The 15,559-nt window shown below is 69.6% G+C and carries 14 protein-coding genes; 8 read left to right on the forward strand and 6 right to left on the reverse strand.

The genetic code is table 11. From position 1 onward, the window contains the following. The first annotated feature begins 125 nt into the window (after positions 1–125). Genes ACFWXQ_RS15300 through ACFWXQ_RS15310 form a run of 3 tightly spaced genes read left to right on the forward strand, consistent with a single transcriptional unit; the run spans position 126 to position 2,958 of the window. Entirely contained in the window at positions 126–1,070 is a 945-nt protein-coding gene (locus tag ACFWXQ_RS15300; RefSeq protein WP_383936871.1) for an FAD:protein FMN transferase, read from the forward strand. A 44-nt stretch (positions 1,071–1,114) separates the two neighbouring features. Next, positions 1,115–1,543: a hypothetical protein gene (locus ACFWXQ_RS15305; RefSeq protein WP_383936869.1), complete on the forward strand. Its 429-nt coding sequence runs from the start codon at positions 1,115–1,117 to the stop codon at positions 1,541–1,543. 47 nt (positions 1,544–1,590) lie between these two features. Continuing rightward, positions 1,591–2,958, forward strand: a complete 1,368-nt coding sequence (locus ACFWXQ_RS15310) for a metallophosphoesterase (protein ID WP_383936867.1) — start codon at positions 1,591–1,593, stop codon at positions 2,956–2,958. Positions 2,959–3,061: 103 nt separating this feature from the next. Here ACFWXQ_RS15310 and ACFWXQ_RS15315 read toward each other — a convergent pair whose 3' ends face one another. From ACFWXQ_RS15315 to ACFWXQ_RS15325, 3 genes are all read right to left on the reverse strand, one after another. Continuing rightward, positions 3,062–4,126, reverse strand: coding sequence for a dihydrodipicolinate reductase (locus ACFWXQ_RS15315; RefSeq protein ID WP_383936865.1), 1,065 nt, complete (start codon positions 4,124–4,126; stop codon positions 3,062–3,064). Between the two features lie 187 nt (positions 4,127–4,313). Further along, positions 4,314–5,069, reverse strand: coding sequence for an NADPH-dependent F420 reductase (locus ACFWXQ_RS15320; RefSeq protein ID WP_383936863.1), 756 nt, complete (start codon positions 5,067–5,069; stop codon positions 4,314–4,316). Positions 5,070–5,125: 56 nt separating this feature from the next. Continuing rightward, positions 5,126–5,896: an SDR family NAD(P)-dependent oxidoreductase gene (locus ACFWXQ_RS15325; RefSeq protein ID WP_383936861.1), complete on the reverse strand. Its 771-nt coding sequence runs from the start codon at positions 5,894–5,896 to the stop codon at positions 5,126–5,128. Positions 5,897–6,026: 130 nt separating this feature from the next. Here ACFWXQ_RS15325 and ACFWXQ_RS15330 point away from each other — a divergent pair, with 130 nt between their 5' ends. Continuing rightward, positions 6,027–6,620, forward strand: a complete 594-nt coding sequence (locus ACFWXQ_RS15330) for a TetR/AcrR family transcriptional regulator (RefSeq protein WP_383936859.1) — start codon at positions 6,027–6,029, stop codon at positions 6,618–6,620. 159 nt (positions 6,621–6,779) lie between these two features. On the opposite strand, the gene ACFWXQ_RS15335 is transcribed toward ACFWXQ_RS15330, so the two are convergent. The 3 genes from ACFWXQ_RS15335 to ACFWXQ_RS15345 all read right to left on the reverse strand — a co-directional run bounded on the left by ACFWXQ_RS15335 (position 6,780) and on the right by ACFWXQ_RS15345 (position 9,975). Further along, a complete protein-coding gene (locus ACFWXQ_RS15335) occupies positions 6,780–7,817 on the reverse strand; it encodes a hypothetical protein (RefSeq protein WP_383936857.1) in 1,038 nt (345 codons plus the stop codon). Between the two features lie 82 nt (positions 7,818–7,899). Beyond that, entirely contained in the window at positions 7,900–9,480 is a 1,581-nt protein-coding gene (locus tag ACFWXQ_RS15340; protein ID WP_383936855.1) for a Na+/H+ antiporter, read from the reverse strand. A 117-nt stretch (positions 9,481–9,597) separates the two neighbouring features. Continuing rightward, positions 9,598–9,975: a DUF2255 family protein gene (locus tag ACFWXQ_RS15345; RefSeq protein WP_383936853.1), complete on the reverse strand. Its 378-nt coding sequence runs from the start codon at positions 9,973–9,975 to the stop codon at positions 9,598–9,600. Between the two features lie 318 nt (positions 9,976–10,293). Here ACFWXQ_RS15345 and ACFWXQ_RS15350 point away from each other — a divergent pair, with 318 nt between their 5' ends. From ACFWXQ_RS15350 to ACFWXQ_RS15365, 4 genes are all read left to right on the forward strand, one after another. After that, positions 10,294–11,190 (forward strand): helix-turn-helix transcriptional regulator, encoded by an 897-nt coding sequence (locus ACFWXQ_RS15350; protein WP_383936851.1) that lies wholly within the window; start codon positions 10,294–10,296, stop codon positions 11,188–11,190. Between the two features lie 378 nt (positions 11,191–11,568). After that, entirely contained in the window at positions 11,569–12,204 is a 636-nt protein-coding gene (locus ACFWXQ_RS15355; RefSeq protein WP_383936850.1) for a (2Fe-2S)-binding protein, read from the forward strand. Between the two features lie 12 nt (positions 12,205–12,216). Next, positions 12,217–13,200 carry an FAD binding domain-containing protein gene (locus ACFWXQ_RS15360; RefSeq protein ID WP_383936848.1) on the forward strand — a complete coding sequence of 328 codons (984 nt, stop codon included), beginning with the start codon at positions 12,217–12,219 and terminating at the stop codon, positions 13,198–13,200. Next, entirely contained in the window at positions 13,197–15,395 is a 2,199-nt protein-coding gene (locus tag ACFWXQ_RS15365) for a xanthine dehydrogenase family protein molybdopterin-binding subunit (protein ID WP_383936846.1), read from the forward strand. Before ACFWXQ_RS15360 ends, ACFWXQ_RS15365 begins: the two co-directional genes overlap by 4 nt. Positions 15,396–15,559: the final 164 nt, after the last annotated feature.

Raw genomic sequence — 15,559 nt, forward strand, 5'->3', positions numbered from 1 at the left:
GGTACCCAACAACACCTCGCCGCCTCGGCGGACCGACCCGGTGCTCACCTCGCTCGGCCGCCGAGGCCCTGCCCACCCGCAGTAAGTCGCCCACCGACCCGTACGGAGCGGCAACCATGCACCACATGACGCGATACCCGGGCGAGGTCTCCATGCCGACAACTCCCGGTGGACCGGAGCCCGAAGGCAGCCGGTTCACCTTCGACGCCATCGGCACCGGCTGGCAGATCGACACCGAAGAGCCGTTGAGCGGGAGTCTGCGCCACGGGATCCTGGACCGTATCCGGCGGTTCGACGCCACGTACTCGCGCTTCCGTCCCGACTCGCTCGTGTCCCGGATCGCGACCGCTCCCGCTGGTGGTCAATTCGAGTTCCCGGAGGACTCACTCGCCCTGTTCGACCTCTACGACCGCCTCGCCACAGCGACCGGCGGTGCCGTCGACCCGCTCGTCGGCCGTGCTCTCGAACTTCTCGGATACGACGCCTCGTACTCTCTGACACCCGCCCCGGCGACGGTTCGGGCCCAGGAGCAGGCTCTGGGCCGGGTGACCTGGGCGGCGGACGTCGTGCGGGACGGCAGGACGCTCACCACCCGCCGGCCGGTCGTGATCGACGTGGGAGCGGCGGGCAAGGGCTACCTGGTGGACATCATCTCGGCGATCCTTCGGGAAGCCGGGATCACCCGGTTCGTCGTCGACGCGAGCGGCGATCTCCGTCATGCGGGGCAACGTGCCATTCGAGTCGGCCTTGAGCATCCGTTCGAGCCGCGGCTCGTTGTCGGCGTGGCGAACCTGCGCGGGCGTGCGCTGTGTGCGTCCGGTGTCCGCGCTCGAGCCTGGGGTGACGGGATGCACCACCTGCTCGACGCGCGCACCGGTCGCCCGGCCCGGACGGTGGCCGCCACCTGGGTCGTGGCCGACGACACCGCGCAGGCCGACGGGCTGGCGACGGCGCTGTTCTTCACCGACGCACGCCGACTCGCGCAGACCTTCGACTTCGCCTACGTACGCATGTACGCGAGCGGCCACGCGGAGATCTCACGGAACTTCGACGGTCAGCTGTTCACCTGAGCGGCGCAAGCGGCTTTGTACCGACAACCACGACAAGGAGGAACATGACGGCCCTGAGCAAGAAGATGACGGCCGCGGTCGGGATCTCCCTCTCTGCGGCCATCACCGGATGCGCCTCGACGGACGCTACCGACGCAAGTTCACCGTCCGCCTCGGCCAACGGGACGGAGCGAGGTTCCTCGACCTACGCGGACGGCGAGTTCGAGGCCGAGGGCTGGTACGGGAACCTTCCCTCCAGCATCGAGGTGACCGTAACCCTCGCAGATGACAGGATCACCGCCGTCAAGGTCACACCCCGTGCCACGGACGAGACCTCGCTCGGTTTGCAGAAGCGCTTCGCCGCCGCGGTACCGGCGCTCGTGGTCGGCAGGGACATTGACAGCGTTCGCCTGGACCGCGTGGCCGGGAACAGCGGTACACCGAAGGGCTTCAACGACGCGCTCGAAAAGATCAAGGCCGAAGCCTCCCGGTGACACGGCCGTAGGACACCTCAAAGGAAGGGCTGCGCAAGGTCGTGGTCGTGATATTCGCATTCGTCAGTGCCGCGGTGCTGGCACTGTTCGGCGCACTCCACTGGTACGTGTGGCGCCGTCTCGTACGGGACACCATGCCCAAGGGGTCGCTCCTCCGGCGAGCAGGAAGTGCCCTGTTCGTGGCCGGACCGCTGCTGTCGGTGGCGGGCATGACCGCGGAGGGCGACGGCGTCCCCTTCCTGCTGCAGCGGATCCTGGCCTGGCCCGGGTACCTGTGGATGGCTCTGTTCCTGTACCTGCTTCTCGCGCTGCTGGTCGGCGAGGCCGTTCGGCCCGTGCTGCGGAGGTGGATCGCACGCCGGAGCGCCGAAGCGGACTCGCGGGAGCGGCTTGTGACGACGACACATTTTGCGCAAGCGCAACCAACTGACTCCGGTGTTGAGGAACTTGCTTCAGCCGTCGAGCCGCCGTCCGCAACAGCGCATCGCGACAGTTCCGAGGCCGCAGGAGGCGCCGCAGGGCCCGTCTCCGTACTCGATCCTCCGCAGGCACCGGAGCCCACGCGGTCGGCAAACACCGACCCCGCCGGCCCGTCACGCCGCCTGTTCGTGTCCCGTGTCGTGGGCGGGGCAGCGGCGGCCGTCGCCGTCGGTACCGTCGGTTATGGCACGTACGGTGTGCTGCGCGGGCCGAAGGTGAAGCGCGTCACTGTTCCGCTGGCCAAGCTGCCGCGCAGTGCGCACGGGTTCCGGATCGCCGTGGTCAGCGACATCCACGTCGGCCCCATCCTGGGACGCGGCTTCGCCCAGCGTGTCGTCGACACCATCAACGCGACACAGCCCGACCTGATCGCGGTCGTCGGCGACCTGGTGGACGGCAGCGTCGAGAACCTGACCCCGGCGGTCGAGCCACTCGCCCAACTCCGGGCACGACACGGCACGTACTTCGTCACCGGCAACCACGAGTACATCTCCGGCGCCGAGCCATGGGTGGAGAAGGTACGGGATCTGGGACTGCGCCCGCTGGAGAACGCCCGCACCGAGCTGCCCGGCTTCGACCTGGCCGGCGTGAACGACGTCCGGGGCGAAGAGGAGGGCCAGGGCCCCGACTTCGGTAAAGCGCTCGGCGACCGCGACCGTTCCCGTACCGCTGTCCTCCTGGCCCATCAGCCCGTAGTCATCCAGGACGCCGTCCGCCACGGCGTCGATCTCCAGCTCTCCGGCCACACCCACGGCGGCCAGCTCTGGCCCGGCAACTACCTTGCCGAGCTGGCGAACCCCACGGTCGCCGGCCTGGAGCGTTACGGCGACACCCAGCTGTACGTGAGCCGCGGCGCAGGCGCCTGGGGCCCACCCGTCCGTGTGAACGCACCGTCCGACATCACCATCGTCCAACTCGCCTCGATGCAGGCGTAGTTGTTTGCCGGGATCCGCGACAGCCACTGCTGCGGATCCCGGCTGTGGCATCCACTTGCCCCTGTCGACGGCGCCGGTTCCGTCGTTCGAGGGCAACGGGAGTTCAGCCCAGGTCCGCGACCAACCGTGGCAGGTCGAGGGTGGTCCTGATACCGGGAGGTGCTTCGCAGACCAGGGGCACGGCGTTGACGACGATGTGGGCGCTGTACCCGGGTGAGACAGCGGCGTAGTTCTCGGATGCCACGCGGATGTCGATGTCGAGCGGGGCGTCGCCCTCGACGACGACGTGCCAGCCGGTGTCGCGCACCTGTTCCCTCCAGTCCTGCTCGAGATCCTGGGTGAGGTACCAGGTGGGCCGGACCACCATGAACGGGTTCCCGTCCCGCCAGCCCGTGACCTCGAATCGCCACGCCGCGACCGTGCCGGCTTCGATGGTCGTGGTGCCGACCTGCACCGGCCTCGCCGCTGTACCTACCGTTCCGGTCGCGGTGATCTTGTCCAGAGGCGCTGAGAGGCCGTCGGCGAGTTGGCGCAGCGACGTGCCGAAGTCCTCCTCCAAGCCTGTCGCCACGCGCGTGAGGTCCATCGCCGCGGGATCGCCGCCGAACATCTGGGAAAGCAGCTCCGGTGAGTTGCGCGTCGTCATGTCCGCGAACTCCTCGATCGTCAGGCGATCGAGCCGGCGCTGGAGGGCCGTCACCGCGAGCGGGAAGACCTCGGTGATCCACCCGGGGCTCGAACCGGTGGCGTGGAGCGACGTACCACCGCGCTCGCACGCGGCCTCGATCTGCTGTCGTACGTCGGGATCGAGGCCGGCCGGGTAGTGGAAGTCGGTGACGCTCGTAACGACGTTGGCGCCCGACTCGAGGAGCCGGCAGATCTCGTCGATCCTGACCGCTTCGAGCACCGGCATGTACAACACGCAGTCGGGCTTGGCGGCGAGGATGTCGTCGATGTTCCCGGTGGCGCGGACTCCGGTCGGCTCGACACCGCACAGTTCACCGGCATCGAGACCGACCTTCGCGTCGGCGTACACGTATACGCCGACCAGGTCGTATCGGGGGTGCCCGATGACACATCGCAGGGCATGCGCCCCGGTATGGCCCGTCGCCCATTGCGCGACTCGGTAGCGCCCGCGTGGTGTCTTGTCGGACTGCTGATCAGTCACTTCTCTCCCTCGTGTACTTGGCCCAGCCGCTGCTCCGCGGGCGCGGCGACACGGCCCTCGACCCGCCGGGTGTACCGAACATCGGAGCGGCCGGTTGTCTCGCTTGTGCCAGGCCACGTTGATGCCGAGGGTTGGCTCGGGTGTCGGAGAACGTGTCGAGTGTGGTGACGACTGGTTGGCGGGCGGATCAGTCCTGGGCGAGGCTTGCGCGGGCGTCGCCCGCGGAGCGCCGGACGGCGGTGTCGGTCAGTTCCCGCACCTTGGCCGCCGGCACCGGAACGACCGGTGCCCCGAAGAACCAGCGCCCCATCTCCTCCTGGGTGGTCAGCTCCTTGGGCTGTGCCGGCAGGTACGGCTGGACGTAGACGGGCGTACCCGGCTCGCTGCGCCAGCTGTCGGCCAGTGTGCCGATGTCCACGGCGTCGTAGCCGAGGGCGTCCAGCAGCTCGACCACCTGTGCCTTGGCGTCCGTGTCGTCACCGGCGATGGGCAGGGCGCTGCGGTCGTCGGCGCCGGCGGGCCGGGCGGCGGTGAACAGACGTACGAAGTCGATGCTGTTGAACGCCTTGACGACCTGGGAGTCGGCAAGGTGCCGCTGTACCAGGGCGCTTGAGGTCTGCTCGCCGGCGTCGAGTTCGGCTATCCGGTCGTCGCGCTCGGGGTAGTAGTTCATGGTGTCGATGACGGTCTTGCCGGCCAGGGCGGCGGCGGGGAGCTGCTGGTAGGTGCTCAGCGGGACGGTCGCCACCACCAGGTCACCGGCCTGCGCGGCTTCGACGGGGGTGGCGGCGCGGGCCTGCGGGCCGAGTTCGGCGACGAGTTCGGCGAGGGTCTCGGGGCCGCGGGAGTTGCTCAGTACGACATTGAGGCCGGCGGCGACGGCGAGGCGGGCCAGCGCGCTGCCGATGTTGCCGCTGCCGATGAGTCCGAGGGTCTTGGTCATGGGGTCATGTCTCCATTCCAGTGGGTCGGTCAGTGGGAAAAACGTGATGTGGGACCTCAGCCGCGCAGGCTCATGCCACCGTCGATCGACCAGGCCTGGCCGCTGATCCAGGCTGCGTCGTCGGAGAAGAGGAAAGCGACGGCGCCGGCCAGGTCGGCGGGCTCGCCAAGGCGCGGGCTGCGGGCGTACTGCAGCGCCATGGCCTGCAGCTGCTGGTCGTCCTGCCCCTGCTGGGTCTCGCCCATGACCAGGCCGGGTGCGACCACGTTGCAGCGAATGCCCTCCTTGCCCCAGCGGGAGGCGATGTGGCGGGTCAGCGCGTTGATGCCGGCCTTGGAGGCGGCGTACGCGGGGCGGGTGGGCTCGCCGCCCCAGGCCGCGCCGGAGGAGGTGTTGACGATGACGCCGCCGCCCTGGGCGAGCAGGTGCGGGAGGACCGCCCGGCAGGTGAGGGCGTAGCCGAGGAGGTTCACGTCGTGGGTGCGGCGCCACACCGCCGGATCCATCTCCAGCAGGTCACCGTCACCGCCCAGTGTGGCCGGTGAGAGGTCGGCGCCGACGTTGAAGAGACCGTCGACCCCGCCGTACTCGGTGATGGTCCGGTCGACCAGTGCCTGGATCGAGTCCGCGCCGGCGAGGTCGAACTCGACGGCGATCGCCGTACCGCCTGCCTCGGTGATGCCCTTGGCGGTCGCCTCCGCCCCCGACAGGTTGATGTCGCCCACGATGACCGAGGCACCCTCCTCCGCGAGTCGCTCGGCGGTGGCGGCACCGATTCCGGTGGCGCCACCGGCAACGACGATCCTCTTGCCCTGCAGACCCCTCATGGCTCTCTCCCTCAGTTTGAACTCTAGGATCTAGCTGTGAATCTACAACCTAAAGGTGAAACTCAGTGTCATAGTAGCGACCATGGTCTAACGATGCGAGTCGGAATCGGGTGAGAGGTAGGATCGCGGCGTGAACGGAACAGCACGTACGAGCACGAGAGACATTGCGCGAGCGGCCATCCAGTCCGAGCTCGCCAAGGTGGCCTTCGACCTGTTCCGCCGCGAGGGCTTCGAGAAGGTCACGGTCAACGACCTGGCGGCGGCCGCCGGTGTGTCCCGCAGCACCTTCCTGCGCTATTTCGGCAGCAAGGAGGACGCGGTCCTGGGCGCCGTCGACGGGCAGGGCGAGCAGGTCGCCGATGCGGTACGCGCCCGGCCTGCGAACGAGGACGACTGGACGGCGCTGCGGCGCGCACTGGACACCGTCATCGAGGACCATCGCCAGGACCCGGACGGCGCCCTCGCGATGTCTCGCCTGATCATGGAGACTCCAGCGCTGGGCGCCCGCACACTGGAGAAGCAGAACGGCTGGCGCCCCGTCATCGCCCAGGCCCTCGCCGAGCGTGGCGATCCCTCGCGACCCACGGCCCTGGGCCCGCTGGTACGCGCCGCTGCCGCCGTGGAGTGTCTGAACGTCGCCGTCAACCACTGGACCGCCTCCGAGGGCCGCCTCGACCTCGACGACTTGCTCGACGAGGCCTTCGCCGCACTCGCACCGCGATAGGTACGACACCGGCGGGTCCTCGGCCACAGGTTCTGGGACGGTCGTGCCGCTCAGTGGGGCACCCCTGCCGTTGATCTCGCCGGTCTGACGGGAGGGTGGCTGCACCTGCTTGCCGGGATCCGCGACAGGTACTGCTGCGGATCCCGGGCTGCGGCAGTTTCAGGAGGTCGGGCGGCCGTTGAGAGCGGCGGGGTCGATCGTCCCGCGTTGTACCTTCGCGTCGTGGGGCGCGGTGAGACCGGCGTTGGTGATGTAGAGCCGGTTTCCGCGGACCGCGGTGGAGGTGGGGGAAGCGAGGCCGTTCGAGGCGGTCAGGACGGTCTCGGTGGTTCCGTCGGGGCGGACGACAGCGATCTGGTTGAGGCCGTTCTGTGCGGCGAACACCACGTCCGAGCGGTCGCTGAGGAAGTTGAAATCGTCGACGCCGGTGAGGCTGCTGGTGACGGTGCGGATCCGGCCGGGTCCGCCGGCGGCAGTGACCGGGATCCGCAGCAGGGTGCTCTTCGCGAGGTTGGAGACCCAGACGGCGCCCTTGTGGAAGCGGAGGCCGTTCGCGCCGAGGGGTACGGGTGCGGACGGGGTGGCCGCGAGGGCGGGGTCGGTCAGCCAGGCGGTCGCCCTTCCGCCGGAGGCCGGGACGGTCCAGACGGTGGCCTTGTTGCTGTCGGCCGCGTACAGGGTGCGTCCGGTCGGGTCGAGGGCCAGCCCGTTGGGGAGGCCGTCGGTGGGCAGGGCTGCGATACGGCGGGGGGTGCCGCCGGGCGGCAACTTCCAGACCCCGGCCCGAGAGGCGTTGGACGAGGACACGTTGAAGTAGATGCCGCCGTCGCGGTCGCGCGTGTTGCCGGTGAACGTGTCGCCCTGCTGCCCGGCGACGATGACCTTGCTGCGCCCGGACGGGGCGATCCGCACCAGCGCCGGACGGTTGCCCGCCACGCTGCCCAGCATGGAGACGGTCAGCGAGCCGTCCGGGTTGACGGTGATGTTCTCCGGGGAGTCGCCGGCGGTGAAGTCGAAGGTGGCGAGGGTCTTCACATCGGTGACGACCGGCTTCGGGGACGTCTTTTCCGTTGACGCGGAGGCACAGTTCGCCGAGGCGAGGACGGTCGCACTCACGACGATCGCCGTCGCGAGCCTGAACCCCTTCTTGACGGGGGCCGCTGCGGGGGCTGCTGTGGAGATTTCTATGTCGGTCATCGCACTTTTCTCGAACGGGCGCAGTTGTCGTTGCGCGTGAGGTGGGGCAGGAAGGGCTGGTGCAGGAAGGGACGGGCGCGGGTCAGTCGCTCAACTCGGCTCCGGACAGGCGTACTTCCTCGATGTCGAGGTACGCCTGCACTTGGCGCAGCACGGTGTCGTCGATGTGGTCCTCGTCGCGGAGCCTGATGACGGTGGCGCGCTTGTGGGCGAGGAGGGCGAGCCGCAGCGCGGTGTAGTCCTCTTTGTGCCGCAGAGCCACGTCGTCGGCCTGGTCGTCGGCACGTACGACGCTCAGGTGAGTCTCGTACTCGCGACGGGTCCATTCGGCGACCTTCGGGGCGGTGCCGAGATCGGCGGCCACCTCCGGCAGCGCCTTGAGTGCCTCCTCGGCGGCAGTGGTGTCGGCGAGGGAGCGCTCCTCCTCGGCGGACGTGTCGTGGGGCAGCCCGGCCCAGCGGACCACGTGCGGCAGGAGCAGGCCCTGTACCACCAGGGTCAGCATGATGACGCCGGAGGTCACGAAGACGATCACGTCACGGTCGGGGAAGGGCGCGCCCGAGTCGAGCGTCTCCGGCACCGACAGCGCCACGGCCAAAGACACCGCGCCCCGGAATCCGGTGACCCCGCCGACCACCCGGGCCCGGTGACTCATCCGGCGCAGCCGTTGCTGCGGACGCCGGTCCAGCAGGCGGATCAGGTACACCGTGCCGAACTGGAAGGCGAACCGCACGGCCACGAGCACCACGGACACCAGGCCGACGGTGATCAGGGCGTGGGTGAGGTCGTCGCTGGTCAGGTCGCGGGCGGCGGACTGTGCCTCCAGGCCGACGAGGACGAACAGGGAGGCGTTGAGCAGGAACGTGGCCAGCGACCAGAACGCCACCGCCTGCCGCCGTGTCGCCGCCCCGACCAGGCGCGGGCCGACCTGGCTCATGATGAGCCCGGCAACCACGACGGCCAGGACGCCGGAGGCCTCGATCAGCTCGGCGAGGAGGAACGCGGTGAAGGGCGTGCCGACCGTGACCACGTTGCCCAGCAGGGGGTCGTCCAGGCGGCGGCGCACTTGGATGCCGAGACAGGCGGTCACCGCTCCGGCCGCGGCGCCGCCGACATAGGCCAGGAGGAAGAGCCACCCGACGTGCGGCACGCTGAAGTGCTCCTCGCCGACGGTGATGCCGACGGCGAGTCCGTAGACGACCAGGGCCGTGCCGTCGTTGATCAGGCTCTCGGCACGCAGCAGGGTGATGCTGCGGCGGGGCAGCATGCGGGCGAGGACCGCGACCGTGGTCGCGTCGGTGGGTGCCAGCGCGGCACCGAGGATCCAGGCCGGCCCCCAGGGGAGCCCCAGGGCGTGCGCGACAGCTGCAACGGCCCAGGCGGTGAGGATGACCAGGGCGGTGCTCATCAGCATGATGCCGCGCAGGTCCCGCCGAATCCCGCGCAGCGAGGTGGTCAGGCTCTCCCAGTACAGGAGCGCCGGGAGGAACAGCAGCAGCATGGCCTCAGGCGGCAGATGCACTTCACGCAGCGCCGGGACGAATCCAAGCAGCGCCCCCGCCGCCAGCAGCAGGATGGGAGGGGCGATACGGAGGCGGTCTCCCGCGATCTGGCACACGAGCACGGTCGCGCACAGGACCACGACGAGTTCGAGACCGAGCACGTTTCATCTCCTGGACAGGTGGTGCGAGCGCGGCGGGGAGCCGAAGGAGGCCCGGCCTGGTGCGCGGGATGTTTCTCTTTCCTCGGCTCGGGGCGCGGCCGTTTCGGGATTCCAGGCTCAGCGCGCCACGAGCTGAAGCGTGGTCGAGGACGCCTCGGGGCTCGTGATGGCCTTGAGGATCTCCGTGGCGTAGTGGCCGTACTTGCTGCGGTACGCGGCGTCCACCTCGCCATTGACGTCGTCGTCGGCGTTCTGGAAGGAGACGTCCTTCTCGACGCCGCCGGCCCGGATATGACCCTCTTGACGGACCCGCGTAGTGCGGAACCAGTCGGAGGTGGGGCCGTACACCGAACGGACGTAGATCCCGTCACCCACACGCACCACCCAGACCGTGCGCGGCTTGCTCAGCGCACCGTCCCGGCGGACGGACGCGATCACCAGTTCCTCCGCCGATCCGACCCCGGCGAGCTCGTCGTTCGTCCATGCCGCCGCCATGAAGGTCTCCTTCGTACGTACCGATGTGGTTCCCGCCACAGGTGAGCGGCTGCCGAGGCCACGATGAGCAGGGCCGTCACGATCGGCAAGCTGGCGCGCGGGCCGCCCGGTGCCGTCACTCCATTCGTCGCCCACCCGCTCGTGCATCCGCCAGTACGCCGCGGACCTGGGGCATCCGTCGAGTCCTCAGCCTGACGGGTGGACTCGACGGATGGCAGGTCGGGCTGTGCCAGGCAGCAGCGTTCAGTGCTGTGACAGGGCACCCCTCGGCGTCACGCGCATCGCCACACCGGTCACGGGACTGCCACACTGGACGACATGGCACGTGAGCAGCACAGCGGCAGTGGAGGCACCGAGCTGGGACGCTTCCTGCGAGCCCGCCGCACCCGGGTGACGCCCGGCGACGTCGGTCTGCCGGCCACCTCCGGTCTGCGCAGGACGCCGGGGCTGCGCCGAGAGGAACTGGCCACTCTCGCCGGTATCAGCATCGACTACTACGCACGTCTGGAGCGCGGGACGGAGACCCGTCCCAGCCCGTCCGTGATCGACGCCATTGCCCGCGCCCTGCGTCTGGGGGAGGCCGAGCACCAGCACCTGCGCGACCTGGCCGCGTGCGCCGACGGGAACGTGGTCGCTTCGGCGACGGTGCCCAGCCGGTCCATGCCTCCGGGCACCGAGCTGATCCTGGAGAGGCTGCGGCCCAATCCCGCGTACGTGGTCGGCCGTACCTTCGAAGTGCTCGCCGCCAACTTCGGCGGGCTGCACCTGTTCGTCGGGATCGAGGACTGGCACGGCGAGCAGCGCAACCTCGCGCGCTACATCTTCCTCCACCCCGCGGCCCGCGAACTGTGGGACGACTGGGACAACGCGGTCCGCAGCTGCGTCGCATGGTTGCGCGGCCTGGCCGGTATCGAGCCGGACGCCCCCGACCTCGCTCGCATCGTCGACGAACTCCTGCTCAAGAGCCCGGAGTTCGCGCGCATGTGGGACCGCTACGACGTGCAGGGGAACACCAGGGGGCGCCTTGCCTACCATCACCCCGAGGTCGGGGACTTCGCCCTCGGCTTCCAGGGCATGACGCTGGACGGCACCAACGGCCAGCACCTGGTGGTCTTCTACGCCGAGCCCGGCACCCCCGACTACGACGCGATGGTCCTCCTGGACAGGCCGGTGCGGGGCCACGCCTCGAATCCGCCGAAGTCGGCCGCGCAGTAGCGAACACGCATCACGCACGCCATCAGGCCCAGGCCTAGGCGTCGGCTTGGCTTGTACTGGCTGCTACTGCCAGGCGTAGGCACGCGGGTAGTACGAAAAGTACGCCCTGGCGGCTCCTCGCCATCGGGCACAGGGTGGCTCGTACGCCGGGATCACACCCGCCACAGCGATTGTGTCCCGCTTCTCGGCCAACGGCCTGACCAAAGGGCTCACCCCACAACGAGCCTTCCGGAGGACCTTCGGCGTCGGCGCACCCTCCGCCTCATACCGGCGGACGGGCACCTCGACGTGCGTCCCGCACAGCGTCGCCGGACGGTGTGGCCGTACCGACCGAGACGGCCGATCCTCTGCCGCATCCCCCCAAGCGAGAGAGTGCGTATGACCACCGAACTTCCGGACTCACCCGTTGAACTGTCCGAAGGATCCGCGCCGGTGCCCTCACGGCGCACTTTCATCGCGACGACAGCCGCCGTCGGTGGTGTGGTCGCGGCGGGTGGCCTGGCCGGGGCGGTCCTGACCGATCAGGAGTCACCGGCCGCCGAGGCCCCGCCGAGTGGTCGGCTCTCGCTGACCGTCAATGGCGAGCGGCGCACGGTCACGATCGACAACCGGACCTCGCTGCTCGACCTGCTGCGTGAGCACTTCGGGCTGACCGGCAGCAAGAAGGGCTGCAACGCCGGTGCGTGCGGAGCCTGCACGGTTCTGGTGGACGACCGTCGGGTCAACTCCTGTCTGACACTGGCGGTTCGCTTGGAAGGCGCCGAGGTCACCACGATCGAGGGGCTTGCCAAAGGTGACCGACTGCACCCGCTGCAGGCGGCGTTCGTCGAGCAGGACGCCTTCCAGTGCGGCTTCTGCACTCCCGGTCAGATCATGTCCGGCGTCGGCTGCATCGAGGAGGGCCACACGGACTCCGCCGAGGAGATCCGGGAGTGGATGAGCGGCAACATCTGCCGATGCGGCTGTTACGTCAAGATCGTCAAGGCGGTCGACCAGGCCGCTCACGGGAAATGAGGCCCGGCCCCCATGCACCCCTTTTCTTTCACCAAGGTCTCCGACACCGCCGACGCGCTCACCGCGGGCCGACGCGGCGGGCGCTACATCGCCGGGGGCACCACCCTGGTCGACCTGATGCGCGAGACCGTGGAACGCCCCGACACACTCGTCGACATCAGTGATCTGCCACTGCGGGACGTGACCGTCACCGAGCGCGGCGGCCTGCGTATCGGCGCCCTCGTGCGGATGACGGAGGCCGCCGCCCACTCCAAGGTGCGCACCCTCTACCCGGTCGTCTCGCAGGCTCTGGAACTGAGCGCGTCGGCCCAACTGCGGAACATGGCGACCATCGGCGGCAACATCATGCAGCGCACCCGCTGCACGTACTTCCGTGACGTCACGGCCGCCTGCAACAAGCGTGAGCCGGGCGCGGGCTGCGCAGCCCGGGAAGGCTACAACCGCACCCACGCCATCCTCGGCACTTCCGAGTCCTGCGTGGCCACGCATCCCTCCGATGTCGCCGTGGCCTTCGCGGCACTGGAGGCGCGTGTTCATCTGCTCGGCCCGGACGGGACCGAACGCAGGGTTGCCTTCACGGACTTCCTGCTTCGGCCGGGCAGCACACCCAACCGCGAACAGGCCCTGCGAAGGGGCGAGTTGATCACCGCCGTCGAGATTCCGGCCCTTCCTCGTCCCCTCAAGTCCGGCTACCTGAAGGTGCGGGACCGGCAGTCGTACGAGTTCGCGCTGACCTCCGCGGCGGTCGCGCTGCACATCCGTGGCGGGGTCATCCGCGAGGCGAAGGTCGCCGCCGGCGGCGTGGGCACGGTGCCGTGGAAGCTGCCTGCCGTCGAGCGCCGCATCATCGGCGAGCGCCCCTCGGACGCCTTGTGGGCCGAGGTGTCCAAGGAGGCGGCGGACGGTGCCCGTCCCCTCCAACACAACCGTTTCAAGGTCGAGTTGCTCCAGCGGACCGTCGAACGCCAGCTGCGCATCGTAGGAGAGAGCAAATGAGCCCCCAGCCGCAGGCAGCCGTCGGCGCACCGCTCTCCCGCGTCGACGGACGGCTGAAGGTGACCGGGCAGGCGAAGTACGCCGCCGACCACGACCCCGAAGGGACCGTGCACGCGGTCGTCGTCGACAGCAGCGTCGCCCTCGGACGGATCACCGGCATCGACACCCGCGCCGTCCTCGCCCAGCCCGGTGTACTGACGGTGATCAGCCACCTCAACGCACCCACGCTGGCGTATCGCGACAATCCCGGGGGATACAACCCGCCGGGCAGGCGCCTGCGTGCCTTCCAGGACGATGCAATCCTCTTTCACGGTCAGCCCGTTGCTGTCGTAGTGGCCACCACGCTGGAGGTCGCGCAGCACGCCGCGGACTTGGTGGAGGTCGAGTACGACTCGCGGCGGCCGTCGACCGACATGAATGGCAGCCCGGCCGGCGGCCAGCCCCTCAACTACGCCCGGGGCGACGCTGAGGCGGCGCTGGGCTCCGCGGCCGTACGTCTGGATGCGACCTACCGGCTTGCCCGCAATCACCACAACGCGATGGAGCCGCACGCGACCGTCGCCCGCTGGGACGGCGACCGGCTCACCGTCTGGGACAAGACCCAGTGGGTGCAAGGCGCCCGGAACGAACTCGCCGCCGTGTTCGGCATCCCGCAGAACTCGGTGCGCGTCATCTCGCCGTTCGTCGGCGGTGCGTTCGGCAACGCGTCGAGGGTCTGGCCGCAGACCACGATCGCGGCCGTCGCCGCGCGTGAGACGGGCCGTCCGGTGAAGCTCGCGCTGACCCGCGAGCAGCTCTACTTCCACGTGGGCTACCGGCCCACGTACGAGTACCAGGTACGTGTGGGAAGTGACCGGCGCGGACGTGTGACCGCGATGGTCCACGACCTGAGGTCGGAGACCTCCCGCTACGAGACGCACGGTGAGCCCATCCTGAGTCTCGGGCAGATGTTCTACAACACGCCCAACGTCCGCATGACGCACCGGTCGGTGCCGCTGGACGTGAACACCCCGACGTGGATGCGCGGGCCCGGATACGCCACCGCCTCCTATGCCGTCGAGTCGGCGATGGACGAACTCGCGTACGAGGTGGGTGTGGATCCGATCGAGCTGCGCCTGCGCAACGAACCGGAGGAGGACCCGTCCGACGGGCTGCCGTTCTCCACCCGGCGACTGCGCGAGTGCTTTGCAACCGGCGCCCGCGCGTTCGGCTGGAACCGCCGCAACCCCCGGCCGCGCTCCACCCGCGACGGCGACTGGCTGATCGGTATGGGCATGGCCGCGGGTGCCTACCACACCCGGCGTGACCCGGCCGAGGCGTCGGTCCGGCTGGATGCCGACGGCACCGCACTGGTGCAGTCCGCGGCCAGTGACATGGGACCGGGAACGTACACCTCCATGACCCAGGTCGCTGCCGATGCCCTCGGCCTGAGCATGCGCGGTGTGACCTTCCGCCTCGGCGATTCGATCATGCCGCCGGCCCCGCTGCAGGGCGGTTCGAAGACCATGGCCAGTGTCGGGTCCGCCGTCCAGGACGGTTGCGACAAGCTGCGGCAGCAGGCGATCAAGCTCGCTGTGGAGGACGAGCGGTCGCCGCTGTACGGCGTCGCCCCCGCGGATGTCGTCGTACGGGCCGGTCGGCTGCATGTGGAGGACAACCCGGCGCGCGGGGAGACCTACCGGCAGCTCCTGGCTCGCAACAACCGCCCCCGTCTCGAAGCCAACGGGTCCTACACGCCGGGCGAGGAAGTGGAACGGTTCTCCACCCATGCGTACGCGGCGACGTTCGCCGAGGTCGCCGTCGACCGGCGACTGGGCCTGGTCCGGGTGCGGCGGATGCTCGGCGTGTACGACGCGGGCCGGATCATCAGCCCCAAGCTCGCCGACAGCCAGGCACTCGGCGCCATGGTGGGCGGCATCGGCACGGCCCTGCTTGAGCACACGGTCACCGACCACCGCGACGGCAGGATCGTGAACGCGAACCTGGCCGACTACCTCGTCCCGGTCAACGCCGACGTCCCCGACCTGCGGGCCATATACCTCGAAGGAGAAGACACCGAGGCTGACCCCCTGGGCGTCAAGGGCCTCGGGGAGGTCGTGCAGGTCGGCGTGGCGCCCGCCGTCGCCAACGCCGTGTTCCACGCCACCGGGCGCCGGATCCGCGAACTGCCCATCACTGCCGAGGCTCTGATCTGAGCCGAGGCCCTGAATCGAGTCCCCGGGCAGCCGGTTTCGTGGTGAGACGGCCGCCCGGGGGCTCTCCGAACCGCCCGGTGGCCGACCACGCACAGCCACCGGGCAACAGGGCCGCTGCCGCGACCCCGTTCCCCCGCGGCGCGCGGTGGCGGCCCGCCCGAACC

Source organism: Streptomyces sp. NPDC058697 (assembly GCF_042715345.1).
Classification (GTDB): domain Bacteria; phylum Actinomycetota; class Actinomycetes; order Streptomycetales; family Streptomycetaceae; genus Streptomyces; species Streptomyces liliifuscus.

What these genes read in the sequence shown, in the direction of transcription:
- ACFWXQ_RS15355 (WP_383936850.1), top strand. Translation starts at nt 11,569, where the DNA reads ATGACCACCGAACTTCCGGACTCACCCGTTGAACTGTCCGAAGGATCC.
- ACFWXQ_RS15335 (WP_383936857.1), bottom strand. Translation starts at nt 7,817, where the DNA reads ATGACCGACATAGAAATCTCCACAGCAGCCCCCGCAGCGGCCCCCGTC.
- ACFWXQ_RS15350 (WP_383936851.1), top strand. Translation starts at nt 10,294, where the DNA reads ATGGCACGTGAGCAGCACAGCGGCAGTGGAGGCACCGAGCTGGGACGC.
- ACFWXQ_RS15320 (WP_383936863.1), bottom strand. Translation starts at nt 5,069, where the DNA reads ATGACCAAGACCCTCGGACTCATCGGCAGCGGCAACATCGGCAGCGCG.
- ACFWXQ_RS15365 (WP_383936846.1), top strand. Translation starts at nt 13,197, where the DNA reads ATGAGCCCCCAGCCGCAGGCAGCCGTCGGCGCACCGCTCTCCCGCGTC.
- ACFWXQ_RS15300 (WP_383936871.1), top strand. Translation starts at nt 126, where the DNA reads ATGACGCGATACCCGGGCGAGGTCTCCATGCCGACAACTCCCGGTGGA.
- ACFWXQ_RS15305 (WP_383936869.1), top strand. Translation starts at nt 1,115, where the DNA reads ATGACGGCCCTGAGCAAGAAGATGACGGCCGCGGTCGGGATCTCCCTC.
- ACFWXQ_RS15325 (WP_383936861.1), bottom strand. Translation starts at nt 5,896, where the DNA reads ATGAGGGGTCTGCAGGGCAAGAGGATCGTCGTTGCCGGTGGCGCCACC.
- ACFWXQ_RS15345 (WP_383936853.1), bottom strand. Translation starts at nt 9,975, where the DNA reads ATGGCGGCGGCATGGACGAACGACGAGCTCGCCGGGGTCGGATCGGCG.
- ACFWXQ_RS15360 (WP_383936848.1), top strand. Translation starts at nt 12,217, where the DNA reads ATGCACCCCTTTTCTTTCACCAAGGTCTCCGACACCGCCGACGCGCTC.